The 15,662-nt window shown below is 62.3% G+C and carries 14 protein-coding genes; 9 read left to right on the top strand and 5 right to left on the bottom strand.

The window, feature by feature from the left end:
* Positions 1–444: thioredoxin family protein (locus tag OXG98_16020; protein ID MCY3773514.1), on the bottom strand; the 444-nt coding region annotated here is incomplete at its 3' end.
* A gap of 276 nt (positions 445–720) precedes the next feature.
* Between OXG98_16020 and OXG98_16025 the strand changes: the two genes are divergently transcribed.
* The 3 genes from OXG98_16025 to OXG98_16035 all read left to right on the top strand — a co-directional run bounded on the left by OXG98_16025 (position 721) and on the right by OXG98_16035 (position 3,570).
* The gene (locus tag OXG98_16025; GenBank protein MCY3773515.1) at positions 721–2,028 is read left to right on the top strand and encodes an aminotransferase class III-fold pyridoxal phosphate-dependent enzyme; all 1,308 of its coding nucleotides are present in this window, start codon (positions 721–723) and stop codon (positions 2,026–2,028) included.
* A 213-nt stretch (positions 2,029–2,241) separates the two neighbouring features.
* The gene (gene tpx / locus OXG98_16030; protein MCY3773516.1) at positions 2,242–2,760 is read left to right on the top strand and encodes a thiol peroxidase; all 519 of its coding nucleotides are present in this window, start codon (positions 2,242–2,244) and stop codon (positions 2,758–2,760) included.
* Positions 2,761–2,883: 123 nt separating this feature from the next.
* The gene (locus OXG98_16035) at positions 2,884–3,570 is read left to right on the top strand and encodes a metal-dependent hydrolase (protein MCY3773517.1); all 687 of its coding nucleotides are present in this window, start codon (positions 2,884–2,886) and stop codon (positions 3,568–3,570) included.
* Positions 3,571–3,668: 98 nt separating this feature from the next.
* Here the strand turns inward: OXG98_16035 and OXG98_16040 are convergent, their stop codons facing one another.
* Positions 3,669–4,505 carry a class I SAM-dependent methyltransferase gene (locus OXG98_16040; GenBank protein MCY3773518.1) on the bottom strand — a complete coding sequence of 279 codons (837 nt, stop codon included), beginning with the start codon at positions 4,503–4,505 and terminating at the stop codon, positions 3,669–3,671.
* A 99-nt stretch (positions 4,506–4,604) separates the two neighbouring features.
* Complete coding sequence (locus OXG98_16045; protein MCY3773519.1) at positions 4,605–5,432, bottom strand: phytanoyl-CoA dioxygenase family protein; 828 nt, start codon at positions 5,430–5,432, stop codon at positions 4,605–4,607.
* A gap of 261 nt (positions 5,433–5,693) precedes the next feature.
* Between OXG98_16045 and OXG98_16050 the strand changes: the two genes are divergently transcribed.
* The 3 genes from OXG98_16050 to OXG98_16060 all read left to right on the top strand — a co-directional run bounded on the left by OXG98_16050 (position 5,694) and on the right by OXG98_16060 (position 9,413).
* Complete coding sequence (locus OXG98_16050) at positions 5,694–7,445, top strand: hypothetical protein (GenBank protein MCY3773520.1); 1,752 nt, start codon at positions 5,694–5,696, stop codon at positions 7,443–7,445.
* Between the two features lie 234 nt (positions 7,446–7,679).
* On the top strand, positions 7,680–8,981 hold the full coding sequence (locus tag OXG98_16055) for an ammonium transporter (GenBank protein MCY3773521.1): 1,302 nt from the start codon (positions 7,680–7,682) through the stop codon (positions 8,979–8,981).
* Between the two features lie 87 nt (positions 8,982–9,068).
* Positions 9,069–9,413: a P-II family nitrogen regulator gene (locus OXG98_16060; GenBank protein MCY3773522.1), complete on the top strand. Its 345-nt coding sequence runs from the start codon at positions 9,069–9,071 to the stop codon at positions 9,411–9,413.
* A gap of 102 nt (positions 9,414–9,515) precedes the next feature.
* On the opposite strand, the gene OXG98_16065 is transcribed toward OXG98_16060, so the two are convergent.
* Together OXG98_16065 and OXG98_16070 are read right to left on the bottom strand one after the other, a co-directional pair.
* On the bottom strand, positions 9,516–10,304 hold the full coding sequence (locus OXG98_16065; GenBank protein MCY3773523.1) for a phytanoyl-CoA dioxygenase family protein: 789 nt from the start codon (positions 10,302–10,304) through the stop codon (positions 9,516–9,518).
* A 101-nt stretch (positions 10,305–10,405) separates the two neighbouring features.
* On the bottom strand, positions 10,406–12,790 hold the full coding sequence (locus OXG98_16070) for a TonB-dependent receptor (GenBank protein ID MCY3773524.1): 2,385 nt from the start codon (positions 12,788–12,790) through the stop codon (positions 10,406–10,408).
* 402 nt (positions 12,791–13,192) lie between these two features.
* On the opposite strand from OXG98_16070, the gene OXG98_16075 reads away from it, so the two are divergent.
* The 3 genes from OXG98_16075 to OXG98_16085 all read left to right on the top strand — a co-directional run.
* On the top strand, positions 13,193–13,642 hold the full coding sequence (locus OXG98_16075; GenBank protein MCY3773525.1) for a hypothetical protein: 450 nt from the start codon (positions 13,193–13,195) through the stop codon (positions 13,640–13,642).
* Between the two features lie 122 nt (positions 13,643–13,764).
* Positions 13,765–15,144 (top strand): extracellular solute-binding protein, encoded by a 1,380-nt coding sequence (locus OXG98_16080; GenBank protein MCY3773526.1) that lies wholly within the window; start codon positions 13,765–13,767, stop codon positions 15,142–15,144.
* Between the two features lie 58 nt (positions 15,145–15,202).
* On the top strand, positions 15,203–15,662 hold a 460-nt coding region (locus OXG98_16085), incomplete at its 3' end, for a sugar ABC transporter permease (protein MCY3773527.1).

Raw genomic sequence — 15,662 nt, forward strand, 5'->3', positions numbered from 1 at the left:
ATAGCTGTTCACCCGGAACATCAAGGCCACCTGGTATTCCGTCACGGTCTGCCCTTCGATGAACAGCGGACGGGAGGATTCCGCGTTCAGTTTCACGGGGATGAAGGATTCGTTCAACTGCTTCAGGATACCATCGTCGCGGTAGGTCTTCTCGTTCATCCTTCTGCAGTTGGGACACCAGTCGGTGTAGAAGTTGACGATGATGAGCTTGCCGGAGCCTTTGGCCAGCGCCAGGGCCTGGTCGAGCCGCTGCCAGTTGGGCTCCGCCGCCTCTTTTTCGTTGCCTGCCCCCGCCGCCGCTAGAGGTACGCCAACTGTCACACTAACTGCGATTGCCAGACAGAAGGCTGCCACAATGCAGAGCGTGAGCTTGGCGCCCAGCCTTCGTCCGGTGTGACGTTCCATATCCATGATTTCAGTTTTGCTTACTTCGACGTGCGGCATGCACTGGATCCATTAGTGGGTGGTGCGCTGGGTAACGCGCTAGTCGATCGCGTGTTAACCAAAACCCTATGCGCTTTTGTTCACTGTAACCTACCGATCCCAGGCCGAAAGTCAAGCCGAAACCCCCGGTCGAACCCTCCGAGATAGGTCTTGTCATCCCCCCGTACTCCCCTCATATTACAGGGATTCGTCAACACGGCGCACTATCCGTTAATACACTCCCGGAACTCCAACAGATCCGGCGCACTGCTTGCTACGTGAAGGGCATCCATGACCATGCTCGAATCAACCTACCGGGAGGCATTTGACCAGTCGGCCGTCCTGTACGAGCGAGCGCTCGAGCGGTTCCCCAACGGGGTGACCCACGATGGCCGGTTCATGCGTCCCTTCCCGGTATATATCGATCGGGCCCAGGGGTCGAGGAAGTGGTCGGTGGAGGGCCGGGAGATCATCGATTACTGGATGGGGCACGGGTCTCTGATCCTGGGCCACAGCCATCCGGTGATCGTAGAGGCGATCGCGGAGCAGGCGGCGCGGGGCACCCACTACGGGGCGTGCCACGAACTCGAGATCGAATGGGCGGACATGATCCGGCAACTGATGCCCTCCGCGGAGACGGTCCGTTTCGTGTCCTCCGGTACGGAAGCCACACTCATGGCCATTCGTCTGGCGCGGACCTTCACGGGAAGGCGGAAGGTCATCAAGTTTCGGGGGCATTATCACGGCTGGCACGACCAGGTGCTGGACGGGGTGGGGCCCGGGAACAACCGGCCCATGCCGGGCGTGCTGCGGGAGGTGTTCGATACGCTGATCAGCCTGCCGGAGGTCAACCTGGACCGCGTGGCGGACGTACTGAAGCGCGACAACGACGTCGCCTGCCTCATCCTGGAACCGACGGGGGCCATGTTCGGCGGCGTGGAGCTGTCCGACGACATCGTACCAGGCCTGCGGGAGCTTACCGAGCGGTACGGCGTGATCTTCGTCATGGACGAGGTTGTGACGGGATTTCGTTGCGCGCCGGGCGGGGCGCAGGAATACTACGGGGTCAGGCCGGACCTGAGCACGCTGGCCAAGATCGTGGCCGCGGGGCTGAACGGCGGCGCCCTGGTGGGCCGCGCGGACATCATGGAACTGCTGGAACTTCGGGACGATGCGGAATGGCAGACGGACAAGAAGATGCTGCACTACGGGACCTTTAACGCCAACCCTCTTTCCGCGGCCGCGGGTATCGCCATGCTCAGGCGCATCACCGATGGCCGGGACATCGCCGTGGCCAACGAACGGGCGGCAGAATTACGCAAGCGAATGTCGGAGGTGCTGGCAGCCAACCGACTGGACGGCTGGCGGGTCTACGGTTCATTTTCCGGTTTCAAGATCCTGTCTGCGGGAACGGCCACCGCGGACCGCCGAAGCGACGCAGACCTGCTCCACGCCATACGGCAGGCTTTGCTCCTGAACGGCGTGGATTGCATGGGGGTCGACGGGCTTACTTCATCGGTCCATACCTCAGAGGACGTGGATCGCACCGTCGAGGCCTTCGACGGCGCGATTTCGCTGTTGCGCAGGGACAGGATAATCCCTTGACAGTGGCAGCGCCCGCGCGTAGGTTGCGCCGGTGTTCTAAGCGCCGCGTTTTATGCGTAAACGCCCATGCAGAACGCCCTTGCCGGAAGCGCTTCGCAGAACGTGATGGCAAAGGATTTCAGAATCCTACACAAAACCGTTTAGACTAACCGATTACAAAAACCATTTCCATCCGATACAAACAATCATTTCAATTCAAGGAGAGAAGACATCATGGCGACCGAAAGAGCTGGTGCGGCGACCTTTCAAGGCAACGGGCTGACCCTGGTCGGTGACGAAGTAAAGGTGGGCGATGCAGCACCGGACTTTTCCGTGCTGGGCGATGACCTTTCCGCCGTTACCCTGGCGGACTACGCAGGAAAGGTGAAGGTTATCTGCCTTGTACCGTCCCTGGACACGCCGGTCTGCGACACCGAAATACGGCGTTTCAACCAGGAGGCCGCGGGCCTGGGCGACAACGTCGCGGTGCTGGCGGTCAGCACGGACCTGCCCTTCGCCCAGAAGCGCTGGTGCGGCGACGCGGGCGCCGACGACGTGACGGCGCTGTCCGATCACCGGGACACCTCGCTGGGCGTAGCCTACGGCGCCGTGATCAAGGAACTGCGCCTGTTGTCGCGTGCCGTTTTCGTCATTGATGCTTCCAACACCGTGCGTTACGCGGAGTACGTGACGGAAATCACCGAGGAACCGGATTACAACGCCGCGCTCGCGGCAGCCCGGGCCGCCGTCTGAGTACGGGCCAGTCAGCGCGATCCGGCCAGACCGACCGGTAAACTGCGATCCAATCCTGAGAAGCGGCCGGGGACGATACACCACCCCGGCCGTTTTCTCATTTTCCAGACGAGGTACGAAATCATGGCCGAACTCACCTATCACGCGCACGCCAGTTTTTCGCTGTCCGACGGCAGCCATGACCTGCTGTTCGACCCCTTCATCACCGGCAATCCGCTGGCGACGATTTCAGCGGACGGCCTGAATCCCAACTACATCCTGCTGACCCACGGACACGGCGACCATATCGCCGACGCGGTGCCCATCGCCCGTCGATGCGGGGCGACGATCATCGCCTCCTACGAACTGGCCAACTACTGCGAGGCCCAGGGCGCCGTCACGCACGACCTGGGGATCGGCGGTTCGAACACCTTTCCCTTTGGACGGGTGAAGCTGACGCAGGCAACCCACAGTTCCTCGATCACCACGGACGACGGGACCATCGTGTATCTGGGCAATCCCGCGGGTATCATCGTCGACTTCGACGGAAAGACGATCTACAACACAGGCGACACGGGACTCTTCGGCGACATGGCCCTGATCGGGCGGATGGAGAAGCCCGACGTGGTGATCATGCCCATCGGGGACAACTACACCATGGGTATCGACGACGCCGTGGAAGCGGTCCGGATGATCGGCGCCGGAACCGTAATCCCGGTCCACTACAATACCTTCCCTGTGATCGAGCAGGATCCGGCCGAATTTGCCGAAAAGGTGGGCGATCTGGCCCGCTGCATCGTGCTGGAACCGGGCGAGTCGGTCGAGTTGTAGGCGGCGCAACAAGTCCAGGATCGTCGCGGTCCACCCCGACGAATCGGTCCAGCTGTTGGCCGCGGACAGATTTCAGGCAAGTTGCCGCGCCGCCAGCTTTACTGAAGCCGCCTGAGCCGCATGGCCATCATGGGCGGAGTTTCCCTGAAGTTCGCCCACGACAGCTCGCGATCGGCCTCCAGGCTTTCATCGAAGGCCCTCTCCTCTAATCCATCCAGGACGAACCCCGCCTCAAAGCACGCGGACAGCAGCACGGCCAAGGGGCGGTGGAAGTAGTATTGCGGTACGGGCTGTCCGACGATACCCAGGCCCTTGAAGGGTTGCGGCGTCAGGTAACGCTCGATCTTGATCCCGAACTTCCTTATCATCTCCCCGTCGCGGTCTTCCTGTTCCGCGTAGCGTACCGCGCAGGGCGCCTGGAAGCACGGGTGCGTAAGGCTGCACACGAAGACGCCGCCGGGCTTGAGGAGACCGCGGACGGCCTCGAACATCGGTCCGATCACGGCCATGTCCATGACGGCCATGTTCGACACCGCCGCGTCGAAGACATCCCCGCCCAGCGCTTCCAGCCGCTCCGAATCCGTCACGTCGATCACCTGGTAATCTACGCTGCCCGCGTTTTCGTTTTCCGGACATCCCTCCGCCCGTTCCACCGTACGCTGTCGGGCGCGTTCGATCATTACGTCGCTACCGTCAATCGCCGTGACCCGGGCGCCCAGTCCGGCGAGATACCGCGAGAAGTTCCCGTTCCCGCACCCGATGTCGAGCACGCGGTCACCGGACTGCACGGCAAGCAGACGCTCCATTGCCGGCCGTACCAGCAGATTGTGGAAGTCGTTGCTGTGCGCGCCCATGTAGTCGTCCCAGAACGCGGCGTTCTGGTTCCACCTCTGTTGCGCCTCGCCGGCCAGTTCCGGCCAGTCTGATGTGGGCATAACTGCTCCTGTGTGAAGTCCCGTTCAGGTCTCACGTTCACGCGGAACCGTCATTTCGTTGAACAGTGAAGAGAATCTGGTCAGGGAACGGAAATCCCGCTACTCGAACACTCGCATGGGCGGATCTTCAACCGGCAGGCCGTGTTCCGCGGCCCACGCGCGCAGGGGCACGTCGTCGCCTTCCCAGGGTTGGCAGAACAGTTGCGCCGTGATGGGATCCATGCGTTCGAGCACGTCTTCGGGAGGCGTCGGATGCTGCTGGGCCCACCAGCGGTAGGCGTAGCTTACGAGGAGTACCTTGGTGGTGTCGCGGGTGAAATTGACGGCGGGCGTGTGATAAGTGCTCGTGCTGAAGATGTAGGCGTCGCCCGCCTCGAGCGCGGGCTCGATGAATCCCGGCGGATCGAGGGAACCCTTCTTGAACCGCAGCGCCTCGTTCAGTCTGTGGCTCCCGGGCACGAGCATGGTCACCCCTGCATCGGGCGATGGGAAGTCCGTCAGGCAGTAGCCGACGCGGACCGCTACGGTCCCCCGGATAGGGTGGTCGGGCGTGAAGTTGTTCAGGTCCCGGTGCCAGTTCCGGAAGGAACGGCCGTCACCGTCGGGATAGATCGGCTCGTCGGAGGCCGATTGGGGATACTTGTAGATGAGGTGCCCTCGCATGAGGTGGATGTTGTAGGAGAGCAGTTGCACTACCAGGGGTACCGTGCGGCTGTTGGTGGTGAGCTCGACCAGGGCGTCGTCCTCGTAGAGATCTATGTACCGGTTGGCATAGTAGTTGTGTACGGGGCCGGCGGTTTCCATGAACCGATCGCCGACGGCCACCACCCGGTTGCGGAGATCATCGTCGAGGGCGTTCTTGACGATCAGGTATCCGTGTTTGCGGAAGTGCTCGCGCTGTTCCGGGGTAAGAGGTGTGAACTCCATCGCTTGCGATTCCTGAAAGAACGTCAGTGGGTTTCCGGCGGCATGAACAAATATAGAAGCTGGCGCATAGCTCGTCAACACTCCCCTCGCCAAACGACCCGCCAACCTCCCAGGCCGCATACGTCCGGCTCCCGAGCCGCGCCACCGCCCTGCCAGCAAGCCGTTGACACCCGTTCCCACCTGGTATATGTTCTTGCCGTTTCCCCGTACCCAGGCGACCGCGCCTTACCTTTCAACCGACTTGCCAGACCGGAGCGATCCATGCCGAGGAACGACGCGATTTCGATCACCAGCCCCATGCCTCCGCCGCCGTGGGCCCTGCTCGAACGTGAACTGATCCGGGCCAACAGCGAGCACACACGCGTGTTCTTCGACCGGTACTTCGACGAACGGGGCTACCTGCTCTGCGTCGAGCGCTGGGGCGCCCTGGACGGACCCGATGACGCCATCGAGAACCTGACCAATGTGCCCGCCCTCTACCTGATCGGGGGTTCGGATGACCTCGTGGCCATCTGCCAGAAGGCCCAGGAAGGCCACTTCCGGCAGTACACCGAGGCCCGGACCGAGGAGGTGGAATTTGCCCGCGAGGGCATGTACTACCGGGAGTTCCCCGTGATGTTCGACTGGGCCCATCACCAGGAGGGCAACGCCGTGACGGGGACCATCGGGCTGTGCGACCCCGGCGACGACCGGCATATCCGGCGGCTCAAGCGGTTCGCGGGGTTCTTCATGGAGGGCGACGACCTGCCCGGACAGATCGAAGTGCCCAACTGGGACCCGGAGCACAGGGTCATCCGCAGCATGTTCAACGGCAGCCGCGGGTCGCTCCTGCGCAGGACCACGCCCCTCGACTGGGCCGGCGACCGTATCGAGGACGGCCGTTTCATCCTGGCCCACGGTGAGCGGCATTACCAGGACATGCTGGACCACTACATCGGCTACGACGACGTGGCCGGGGATCATCCGTTGAACCTGGCCGCCACCTGCATGGCCTTCAACGCGTACGTCCATACGAAGGATACGAAGTACAGGGACTGGCTGCTCGGGTACGCCGACGCGTGGGTGGAACGGACCCGCGCGAACGGCGGGATCATCCCGTCGAACATCGGCCTGGACGGCACGATCGGCGGTGCCGCGGACGGACGCTGGTGGGGCGGCGTCTACGGTTGGGCCCATACGACGATCACGCCCCACACAGGCGAGCCCAAGAGCCGCCTCGGTGTCGCCCGCTGCCTGGACGGTTTCGGCAACGCGCTCATTCTGACGGGTGACCGGCGCTACCTCGAACCCTGGCGCACTACCCTCGATGGGGTCAACGCGAACAGCAAGGTGATCGACGGCGTGGAGATGTATCCCCGCATGCACAACGACGACGGCTGGTACGAGTGGATGCCTGAACCGTACGATGACGGTGCCCTCGAGCTCTACTACTGGTCCATGGACGAGGCGGACCGCGGCCGGGTGAAGAGCCCCTGGATCGATTTTCTCGAAGGAAACAACCCCGGATATCCAGTCGAAGCGCTGCAGCGGGACATCGGCGTGGTTAGGCGGAAAGTTCAGGACATGTACAACGATCCCACTACGCCCGATACCCGGCTGTCGGACAACCCGAACAGTTTCCGCCCCGCCACGGTCGACGCCCTCGTCGAACTGACCATGGGCGGTACGATACCCCGGGTGGGACGACCGCTCCACACGCGGCTGCGCTACTTCGACCCGCGCCGCGCCCGGCCGGGCCTGCCACCCGACGTAGGCGCCCTGGTGGAGGGACTGACCGCTGACGAGACGCGGGTAAGTCTCGTCAACCTCAACCAGCTCGAGCCTCGGACGGTGGTGGTACAGGGCGGCACCTACGGGGAGCACCAGTGGACGACCGTCCGGGTCGACGGCGGTGAAGCGCGGCCCGTGGACGACCGGGTCCTGACCGTGAATCTGGCGCCCGGCGCCGGCGCGCGCCTCACGATCGGCACGTCGCGGTACGCCAATGATCCCACGGGCGATTTTCCCTTCTAGGCCGGTCCCGTATGCGTCGGTGCGTTTCCTCCTCGTCCGAACCCATAGGCGACGAACGACATTCTTCATTGAAGTGCTTCGGAATTCGTGATCTCCCGCACGCTTTTTTCGTAGTCCATCACATTTTACACGGATTTAACCTCCGGGAAATATCCCTGTAACAGACGGGAGCTATATTAGGATTTCATTTTCGTGTGGCAGTTTCAAATCCATCACAACAGGGAGGATTTCCGTATGTCCCTTAGCGGCATATTACGTATCGCTGTGTGCCTGGCGCTTGGTATTCCCGGCCTGGCCCTCGCGCAGGAAGAGGCGGCGGCCCCGGCGGCCGTTTTGAACACCGGGGATACCGCCTGGATGCTGGTCAGCTGCGCCCTGGTGCTGCTCATGCTGCCCGGCCTGGCCATGTTCTACGGCGGGCTCACGCGCACCCGGAACGTGCTGGGCACCATGATGCACAGTTTCGCGGCCATGGGCATCATGGGCGTGCAGTGGGTGATCTTCGGATTCGCCCTGGCCTTTGGCGCGGGCACGATCATACCGGGCGTGCTCGGCTGGAGCTCCGAATACTTTCTTTTGAACGGCGTCGGTCCCGGGACCCTCTGGGACGGGACAAACATTCCCACCTATCTGTTCGCCATGTTCCAGGGCATGTTCGCCATCATCACCCCTGCCCTGATCGCCGGGGCCATCGCCGAACGCGTGAAGTTCGGCGCCTACTGCCTGCTGATCCTGCTCTGGGGCTTCGTGGTGTACGAACCCCTGTGCTACATGGTATGGAACGCGGAAGGCTTGCTCTTCAAGGATGGCGCCATTGACTTTGCCGGCGGTACGGTAGTTCACATATCGTCGGGCGTGGCCGGTCTGGTGGCCGCGATGGTGCTCGGTCCCCGGCTCGGTTATCCTTCCCGGGCCATGAAGCCCAACAACCTGACCATGACGCTCATCGGCGCCGGCCTGCTCTGGATCGGCTGGTTCGGCTTCAACGCCGGTTCCGCCGTGTCCGCGGGTGAAACAGCTGTCCAAGCCCTGACGGTGACCCAGATCTCCGCCGCGGCGGGCGCCGTGGGCTGGATCGTGACGGAGCTTATACATCACGGCAAGGCCTCGAGCCTGGGCATAGTCTCCGGCATCCTGGCTGGCCTGGTTGCCATCACGCCCGCCGCGGGCAGTGTGACGCCGGCCTGGGCCCTGGTATTCGGTTTCGGCGCCGCCGTGGTGTGCTTCCTGATGGTGCAGCTCAAGGGCAAGCTGGGCTACGACGATACCCTCGACGTCTTCGCCATTCACGGCATCGGCGGGATGTTCGGCGCGCTGCTGGTCGGCCTGGTCGCCACCGACGTCGGCGGGTGGTCCCAGTTCCTGATCCAGATCAAGGGCGTGGTCATCGCCATCGCGCTTTCGGCCGTCGGGACCGGCGTGCTCGTGTGGCTGATCGATCGGACGATCGGGCTTCGCGCCTCGGACGAAGATCAGCTGGTCGGCCTGGACCACTCCCAGCACGGCGAGGACGGTTACGGTCTGACTCACCTGTAGTCGGCCACGGAATCAGCGCGGTGCACGGGCAGCGCGAAAACTGCCCGATTCTACCTAAGGACTATTACTTCAGGAGACGTCAGACCCATGAAACTGATCATAGCCATCATCAGACCGGAGAAGCTCGACGACGTCCGGAACGCGCTCGTCGAGAAAGGCATCCCCGGCATGACCCTGTCCAGGGTGTCGGGACACGGCCGCACCGCCCACCGCAGGGGACTCTACCGGGGACAGGAAATCGACATCCCCCTCGCGGCCAAGATCCGCATGGAAATCGCGGTCACGAACGACCAGAAGGACGAGATTGTGGACCTGATCTGGCAGGCCGCGAGATCCGGAGGCGACAGGACGGGGGACGGAAAGATATTCGTCGTACCCGTCGAAGAGAGTGTCCGCATCAGCAGCGGGGAAAGAGGCGAGGACGCGGTGTAGAGGAGTGGTGTGGACACTTGTAGGGGGCAGTGTAGGGGAATGTGTTGTGAGACCGCCGGTCCGGTGGTTCAGTCGGGCCGGCGGTTTCTTTATTATAAGGCCTTAAAGCGCCTCCGCCCGCATCCTGAGATCGCCAACACCCTCCGTCATGGCCTGCAGGCGGGGGCGTTCGGATCGCAGGATCCGCTCGTGGGGTTTGAGCGCGTCGGGACTGTACTGCATAATCGACGCCAGGTGGGCGTCTGTGGTGGGTCGGCAGGCGTATTTCAGGGCGATGTAACGCCTGCGTCCGGCCTTACCGTACACGGCGTGATAGAGACTCTGGCTGAAGGCCACCGCGTCGCCCGGATCCGTCTCCACGGGGTGACAGGGGACCTCGCTGCCGGTAGCGCCGAAGAACGCCGGATCATTCAGGCCGTGCCGCTGCTGGAACGGTGACAGCTCCTCGTGAAATGGCGAGCGGTGTGAACCCGGAATGACGCGCAGTGCCCCGGCATCCTTCCGCATCGGGTCCAGGTAAATCATGATCTTGATGCGAAGGTAGCCGAGTTCTCGTGGTCCGGGACGGTCCGCGTGCCAGTGATGATGGGGCCGGCGCGTCATGGTGCCCCGTACGCCTTCCGATCCCATCCACATCATGTCCTGCCCCAGCAACTGCGTCATGGGCGTGTAGAGGCGGTCATCTTCGATCAGCGGCAGGGTGGCGGAGCGCAGCTCGAGGAACGGCGCGGTGGAAACCTGCTCCTCCCCTTCAGGCGTGTGGCCCAGTTCCGCCGTCCAGATCTCGTCCGCAAGGCGGCCAATCTCCTCGATCTCTGCGGTATCGAAGATCTGCCGAAGTACGATGAAACCGAACACGCGGAACTGATGAATCTGGTCTTCCGTAAGCATGAATGCCCCCTTGGCATTCGCGGGATAAGTGCCCATCCCGGTTCACAAAGCGTCCACGGCCGCGATCCTCGTTTTGACTGCTGATGTCAGGCGCCATCGAATCACAACCCGAACCGGCGAACGAGTAGCAGGCTGTACTCGCGCGGACGCGCGTAGGCGATTTCCGCATAGCCCGATCCCGTGGTCAGTGACGAGTTTCCGGTGACGGGATACACCTCGTTCGTCGCGTTGCGAACGCCGGCAACGGCCCTCCAGCTACCCGTCCGCGGTTGAAGCGTGAGCGACGCGTCCAGATTGACGACGCCGTCCAGTTGGGCGATTTCCCGTGTATTGATGGCATCGAAGAAAGCGCTGCCGCGCCGGGAAACGTCCGAATGGATGAGCACCGAGTATCCACCAAGGCCGAATGCGTATCCGAGGCCCAGGTTCGCTTGCACCGTGGGCGTGTACGGCAATTCGTGCGCCGTGGTGACCGCGGTGGTGGCGCCGAGCAACGTGAAGTCCTGCGAAATGGACCGGATGCGGTCCTTGAGATAGCCTGCTCCGCCCTGGATCCGCCATGACCGCGTGGGCGTCCACGTCCCTTCGATCTCCGCGCCGCTGATCGTCGCCTTGCCGGCGTTGAGCAGAAACGGCACGGGACCGAGTCGGTAGATAAACTGCATGTCTCGATAAGCCGTGGTGAAAACAGCGCCTTGCATCCGCAGGCCTTTGTCGGGCAGATTCGTTTTGAAGCCCGCTTCCCAGCTCAAAGCGCGCTCTTCATCGAATGAATGGAAGTTGTCGAGGAATTCCTGCGACGCCACGGTGGCAAAAAAAGAGTTCCAGCCACCGCCCTTGAAGCCCTGCGCGTACCTGGCGTAGGTCATGAGTCCGTCAGACCAGTGACAGTCGACGGCAGCGGACAGGGTGATAGCGCTGAATGACCGCTCGTACAAGCGTTTGGGCAAGAACTTGACCTCCGGCGCGGCGTGGACGAATTGATCCGGCGTCGATCCCCTGGTCTCCGCGGTTCGACGTGCGCCGAAGGATGCTTCCAGTCTGTCCGCAACGTGCAGTTTCCATTCCCCGAATACCGCCCAGGCGCGGTTGGATACCTCATTGTAATTCGCAACCGGCGAAACGTAAATGGCCGGGGCTACGTCAAGGGCATCTTCCACTTGCTCCCTGAAATAGAAAATGCCCGCAACCCCGGAGAATCGCCCGCCGGAAAAAAGATACTGCAATTCCTGGCTGAATTGCGCGCCATCGCTTTCGTAGTGCGTATGCAAAACACTGAACGGCGTATTGTCCGCGTCGCGCCTCCCCGTCCAGTTCAGTGTTCGCCAGGCGGTGATGGACTTGAGTATCGATCTGGCGCCCAGTACGCCGGTCACGTTCAACGCGAGGCCCTGATTGTCGTAACTGCTTTCCATGGGCGCCGTGCCATGGTTCCGGAACGGACCGGCGCGCCACTGATTGTTCACGCATCGCGGGTCTGCGTTCTCAGCGGTATAGCCCACCGGTGGTCCGCCGCCGATATCGTCCCCGGTAACCGGATTGAAGCGGGGGCCAGGTCCCGCGGATAGAAAAAACGCGTCCGGACAGCCGCCCTCCTGACTGCGAATGGCACCGAAATGCGCGGCCGGCACGGGATTCGCCGGATCGGTGTTATTCCCGTAAGCCGCGAATACCATGGGCGAACCGTTTTCATCCGCCCTGGCGTAGTCGAAGCGCAGTTTCGCGCGCACCGTGCTGGTAACGGAGTAATCGGCTTTTACGAAAATGGATAAATCGCGCACGTCGCCGAGATCGAGCCCGTCGGACACCCGCGTCACATATCCATTCTGTCGCTTAACGCCGGCGGCGATTCTGGTCTTCAGATTCGGGGCCAATGGGGCGTCCAGCGCCCCGAACAGAGACCATAACCCGTCGCTGCCCAGGCCAAGCCTTGCGTCTCCGCCCCATACCGACCCCGGATTCACCGTATTGAGCAACACGGCGCCGCCGATGGTGTTGCGTCCGAAAAGCGTGCCCTGGGGTCCCCGTAGAACCTGTACGTCGGCAACGTCCCGCATCGCCATGGCGCCGCCCACCGACTGGCCTCGGTACACATCGTCCACATACAACCCCACGCCCGGGTCCACGCTCGCGGCCGGGTTCAATTGACCGATACCGCGAATGAATACCACGGAAGACGCATTGTTACCCGACATGGGCGCGTTGTTTGCGAACTCCAGGTTCGGGGTCGTCTTGGCAATGTCCTGCGTCGAGGTCAATTGCCGGCGTTCCAAATCCTCCGAAGAGATGGCGGTCACGGAAACGGGAACATCCTGTATTTCCTCGTCCACGCGACGGGCCGTCACCGTGACTGTCTCGTGGGTGAAGGCGATTTCCGCCTCAGCGGCGGAAAGCGTGTCAACGGCGGCTGGCTCCTGGGCGGTGGACCGCAACGCACAGAGTGCCAGCGCAATAGTCATCAAATGCGACAGCGAACGTGAGGTCATAGGAAGGTCCTCCCAATCGATGCCGTTCGGCATGCCGATCATTCAGCTCGTTTGCTGTTCTTCATTGCTTTCATTAATAACAGCTTCGATATTACATCGCCAGTGGTTTAACCGGGGAATACATCGCCATCAGTTTGACTGGTGTTTACCGTATTCTACGGTGGTCTTTGTCGGCGCCGCGCTCGTCACAGCACGGTGTGATCTTGCAGGTACGAGTTCCCGGGAGGACTATGTCGCGGGCTGAGACCGGGTTTCTATGTCGCTGCGCAACTGCCGGCAGCGCTTGACCCGGCTGCGTTCCTTCCCTAGATTAACCGGGCGCGATTGCACGGTCCGGCAGGCAATACCGTCGATCCGCCAAACGAATCATATTCCATTTACAGGTTGCAGGTGGACGATGCCATGGCCCTTACCGAAGGCAAAACCGTTAACGGCAAGAAAGACGGCTACTGGGTCACCTACTACGCCAACGGCAACAAGCGATCCGAAGGGAACTACCGGATGGGCGTGAAGGACGGGAACTGGATCCAATACTACCGGAACGGCAACAAGACGAGCGAGGGACGCTTCAGGAACGGCCTCAATGAAGGCTGGTTCACTTGCTGGTACGAGAACGGAACCAAGCAGTGGGAAGGCGACTACGGTCCCCACGTGGGAAAGTCTTACGACGGTAAAAAGGAAGGCCAGTGGCTGTGTTACTCGGAGAAGGATGGCGAGACCGTGTGGCGGATCATCGAATACAAACACGGTTCGCGTACGAAGCCTGACGAGCATCCCCTCGGACCGTGCTCCGCGTGCGGCGAGCCCATCCACGATCCCGATACGGACCTCTGTCCGGCGTGCGCACGATGACCCCGACACGGACCTCTGTCCGGCGTGTGCGCGGTGAATCGGGAACCCCTGTTTCAGCGTGCCGACCGCCCGGTAACTTGATTACTTGATGTAAGCCCCGCTTCCGAAGGGACCGACTTTCCGTGAAAACCCGGATGACGCGCCGCGCATTTCTGCAGTCGTCGACTGTCGCGGGCCTGGGCCTGGTGGCAGGCTGCAACCCGGCGCCGTCACCCGGCGTCATCTTCAAGGGCTGGGTGTACGAACCCGACCTGGTCCGGGAAAACCTCGACTACTTCGAGCAGCAGACCGGCATCAGGGTGGACTACAACGCGGTGTCGGGCAACTACCACGACAAGATGGTGGCGCTGCACGTGGGCGGAGCGCCCATGGAGTGCTGCTACGTGCGCGACGACGATTTCGCGGAATGGGTCGAAGCCGGATGGCTGCGCCCCTGCGACGACCTCCTGGCAGCCGATCCCGATACGGCCGCAGTGACCGCGGACCTCTTCCCCTACAACCTGTCGTCTATGACGTACGGCGGCAAACGGTATGGGCTGCCCTATTATACCGACTTCAACATCTGGATCTACAACGCGCCCATGCTCGAAGCGGCGGGGTTCGACGTCCCGGCCCGCACGCTGGACGAGTTGACCGAACAGGCCATCAAGGTCCGAGAGGCGCGGGTCCGCACGCCGGACGGGGACGTCATCGAATATCCGATCATGCTGAACTTCCGGCAGAGCGTGCTTGGATTCGCTGACTGGTGGACGCTCAACTACGCCAGCGAGGCGTCGCTGTTCGACCAGGACTTCAATCCCATGTTCCCGGACGACGAGGACCGGCGGGCCGAGACGATTCTGCAGTGGCTCACGGACGGGATTCACCGTCACCGCATCATCTCCCCCTCGTCGCTGACCGCGGGGCAGATGCGGGATCACGTCGCCAGCGGCCGGCAGGTGTACGGCATTCTCAACAAATACGACCTGGAGTACGTGAACAACCGCCGGAATTCGGCCGCCGCGAACGATGAGCTGAAGCGTCAGGGTTCCGACGCGCAGCACGCGAAGGTGTACCGGATGGCGCCGGTGCCCTCGATCTCGCCGGAACAGACCGGGACCCTGGGCTGGACGCGCATGTACTGCTTCACGTCAAGAGGCCGGGATGACCGGATGCAGGACGCCTGGGAACTGATGAAATTCCTGGGCGCGAAGGATGCGGAAGGGAAGTACTATACGGCGCGGCGCTGGTTCAGGCTGCGGGGTCTGGGATTCGCCTACCGGTCGCTGCTGAACGATCCGGACATTGTCGCCCAGACGGAACAGTGGGGCGAGATCGACAAGATCCGGGAACAGTCCCGGTACGTCCGGCCGCGGGAGAATATCAAGGCGCCCTGGTTTCCCGATTTCAAGATCTACTACCAGCCGGAGATCCAGAAGGTCCTTCTGGGACAGCAGTCTGCCCGCGACGGACTCGGAAAAATCGCGCGGCGCTGCCAACAGTTGATCGCGGAGTGGAGCTAGCAGACGAATCAGAAGGCGCTGCTGTCGGTAGTCGCGGAGCGGCCTGGAAGACACAGATATGACCGTACTGAGACCCTCCATTTTCATGACGCGGACGCGGGACTTCCTGCCCCTGCTCCTGAACCTGCCGGCGGTGATCCTGCTTATCGCCTTCATCGCCTATCCCATCGGCATCTCCTTCTGGATGAGCCTGCACCGGTACAACCTGCGGCGGCCGGACCAGGTGTACTTCCACGGCCTCGAGAACTACGCGACCATCCTGGCGAGTTCCGAGTTCTGGAACGCCCTGTGGATCTCGCTGTACTTCACCTTCATGGCCGTTCTGCTGGTCATCGTGATCGCCATGGCTATCGCCCTGCTGCTGCACGAGTCCTTCCGCGGCCGCGGCGTCGTCCGGGCCCTGTTGCTCATACCCTGGGCGATCCCGGGCGTGGTCAATGGCCTCATGTGGGTGGGCCTGCTCGGCGATTACGGCGCATTCAATGCCATGCTGGAGGACTCGGTTGCCGCCATCAACT

The organism is Gemmatimonadota bacterium (genome assembly GCA_026706345.1).
In the GTDB taxonomy this organism is placed as follows: domain Bacteria; phylum JAAXHH01; class JAAXHH01; order JAAXHH01; family JAAXHH01; genus JAAXHH01.